Raw genomic sequence first — 2,748 nt, 5'->3', positions numbered from 1 at the left:
GGAATTCCTACCTAGCGTCAGGGCACGCCGTACGACGCGGTGCGATGCCCGCACGCCGGTGCGGGAGCGTCGGCCACGTGGTCGGGTACCACGTCAACGTACGTCCCGTGTCTGCATGCGCCCGGGGCCCGCGGTGGCGGGCAGTGGAACGAATGCGCGCGCCGCACCCTAGGGAGTGCGGCGCGCGCTGAGGTGCGTCTTGGACCCCTACGCCGGCGGACGGCGAGAGCCAGTGCGGCGGCCTCGCAGCCACGACCTCACGGCCAGCACGGTGACCACGACCAGCGTCGGGAAGAAGATCGACCACGCAATGTCATAGAACGCGGGCATCCCGCCTCCTTACAGGTTGGTCTCGGCCCAGTAGCTCGTGCCCCGAACATACAGGTCGAGCACGATCGTGCGGGACCACAGCACGTAGATGGCAGACGCCTGGAACGACATGCGCCCCTGCGCCGCCAGAGTCCCGGACTGCGTACCGCGCGGGATGGTCGTGCTGGGGACGCTCGTGTCGTGAGCGATCGCCCTGTGGATCACGGGGTTGAACGCCCCGGTCACCGCCGGTTCGTGCCGCTCTTGGTCCGGAAGTTCGCGCGGAACGAGTACGAGAACGAGATACCGTCGTACACGATTCGGCAGTTGTTGTAGTACGTGTACCCAGCGGCCGAACTGGTCGAGCATTCGCTTACCGAGCCCGCTGCCAACGGCGTGACCGCGCCCGGCGTCGAACTCAACGGCCTGACCGGCTTCGCAGGTCCGGTCGGAGCGCTGGTCAACGACACCGACCCGTCCGGGTACACGTGGCGGATCACCGCGATGCCATCGACGATCGTGCGCGTGCTGGACACCGGGTCAATCTGGCCGGAGTCCGCGTCTGGCAGTTCGCCCCGCGCAACCTTCTCCAGCAGGGCGTCCCACGCCGCTGGGTCGACCCCGTGGTGTTCAAACACCGCCAGGAACTCCTGCCGAACCTCGACTGGGAGGGCGACCTCGGTCACCGCGTTCGCGGGAACAGCAGATAGGCTCAGCCCACCACAGCTGCGAGCACCACAGCGCCCACGCGGGCGCGGTTTGACGTGCGAATCACATGCTCCTCCTTGAACAACGACGCACCCCCCCTTGGTGCGCGTGTGGGTGAAGTCATACGAAGCGAAGGCCCTCTAGGGGCGTTTCCATAGAAGACGTGGCGAACCCGGTCGGCGCACTAGTGCTCGCCGCCTCGGAGCGCCGCCGACGACTCCGGATCACTGAGCGCCCAGGCGACGCGGATCAAGGTGCGAGACCCGCGGTCGGCCTCGGGCAGTCCGCCCCATCGACGAGGTCGTCGTCGAGCTCCCACCCGGTGGCCTGCCGGGGGACGCCCTTCCCCTCCTGACCGACGCGTCGACCGCGACGGGCCGGCCTGACGGGCGGGACGACGCGAGGGCCCCGCGCTCCCCGGCGGAGGGAGGCGGGGCCGTCGGCTCCCGGCGCGGGCGGAGTCAGGCCGGGAGGGGAGGCCGGCAGCGGACCACCTCGAGGTCCGCGCCGGCGACGACGTCCAGAGTTCCGGCGGCGTGATGCTCACGAGGGCGCGGATGAGGAGCAGGGCTTGGCAGCGACGTTCGGGGTCGTCATGACGGTCGTTCATGAGGGTGCCTCTCGGGATTGCCGAGACGGACGCCTCGGCACACCTTGCGGCCACTCGCGACCTGCAATACAGCACGACAGCGAGACTGGTACCAAACCTCCACTTACGCCCCGGTGGTCATGTACGGACATGCGCCGTACATTGGTTCTATGGCCGCCACGAAGACGCGACGCATGGAACAGCGCATCGACGAGGACACCGACGTCCTGCTGTCGAAGGCCGCGTCGATCACTCACGAGAGCGTGTCCGCGTTCGTGGTGCGGTCGGCTCGGGACGAGGCGGCACGGGTGCTCGCCCGCAGCGACCTTACGATGATGCCGGCGGCGCAGTTCGACGAGATGCTCGCCGCACTGGACGCCGCGCCCCGCCGCATCCCGGCGCTGGCTGACGCTGCCGCTCGCCGTCGCGCGTTCAAGCACGAGTGAGCGCGCCCGAGTTCCTGATCCGGGAGCCCCACGAGTTCGACGCGGGACTCGAGTCGTTCACCTGTGGCAACGCGGTTCTCGACACCTGGCTAAGGGAGACGGCCGCACGCGCCCACAAGGCAGGGTCCGTGCGTGTCCGGCTGCTCTGGGACCTTGACTCGTACGCGCTCGTGGGCTATTACGCGGTCTGCCCAACGGAGGTCCGCCGGGACGAGCTGCCGTTAGCGTCGAAACTGCGCGGGGGCGCCTCAACGGTGCCTGGTTTCATGCTCGCGAAGCTGGCGATTGCGACGGACGTGCAGGGAGGTGGCCTCGGTCGGGACCTGCTCATCGACGCGCTCGAGCACATCTGCGACGCCGCTGAACTCGTAGGTGGCCGAATTATCGTCGTCGACCCTATCGACGAGTCGGCTGCCGCCTTCTATCTGAGGTACGGGTTCCAGCGGGTCGCGAACCACACGCGCATGTTCGTGCTCGTGCAGGACGCCAGGCGCTCACTCGACCTGGACTGATACGACCTTCGGGTCTGGTCGCACCGCTCGAGGGCGGTTCTCGCGTGCACCTGGGTAGGAATTCCTACCTAGCGTCAGGGCACGCCGTACGACGCGGTGCGATGCCCGCACGCCGGTGCGGGAGCGTCGGCCACGTGGTCGGGTACCACGTCAACGTACGTCCCGTGTCTGCATGCGCCCGGGG

At 68.4% G+C, this 2,748-nt stretch carries 4 protein-coding genes; 2 read left to right on the top strand and 2 right to left on the bottom strand.

Annotated elements, in window-relative coordinates; translation table 11 throughout:
* Positions 1-339: 339 nt before the first annotated feature.
* A complete protein-coding gene (locus tag HGA02_RS15625) occupies positions 340-555 on the bottom strand; it encodes a hypothetical protein (protein ID WP_168679988.1) in 216 nt (71 codons plus the stop codon).
* A complete protein-coding gene (locus HGA02_RS15620) occupies positions 552-995 on the bottom strand; it encodes a hypothetical protein (protein WP_168679986.1) in 444 nt (147 codons plus the stop codon). The genes HGA02_RS15625 and HGA02_RS15620 overlap by 4 nt, the downstream gene beginning before the upstream one ends.
* Before the next feature lie 781 nt (positions 996-1,776).
* On the opposite strand from HGA02_RS15620, the gene HGA02_RS15615 reads away from it, so the two are divergent.
* Together HGA02_RS15615 and HGA02_RS15610 are read left to right on the top strand one after the other, a co-directional pair.
* Positions 1,777-2,052, top strand: coding sequence for a type II toxin-antitoxin system TacA family antitoxin (locus HGA02_RS15615; RefSeq protein ID WP_168679984.1), 276 nt, complete (start codon positions 1,777-1,779; stop codon positions 2,050-2,052).
* Positions 2,049-2,564 carry a GNAT family N-acetyltransferase gene (locus tag HGA02_RS15610; protein ID WP_168679982.1) on the top strand — a complete coding sequence of 172 codons (516 nt, stop codon included), beginning with the start codon at positions 2,049-2,051 and terminating at the stop codon, positions 2,562-2,564. Before HGA02_RS15615 ends, HGA02_RS15610 begins: the two co-directional genes overlap by 4 nt.
* The last annotated feature ends 184 nt before the right edge of the window (positions 2,565-2,748 follow it).

This window comes from Cellulomonas septica, from assembly GCF_012396155.1.
Lineage (GTDB): Bacteria > Actinomycetota > Actinomycetes > Actinomycetales > Cellulomonadaceae > Cellulomonas > Cellulomonas septica.
Note: the sequence above shows the minus strand (reverse complement) of the source record. Positions and strands in the feature narration are given on the sequence as shown.

What these genes read in the sequence shown, in the direction of transcription:
- HGA02_RS15615 (WP_168679984.1), top strand. Translation starts at nt 1,777, where the DNA reads ATGGCCGCCACGAAGACGCGACGCATGGAACAGCGCATCGACGAGGAC.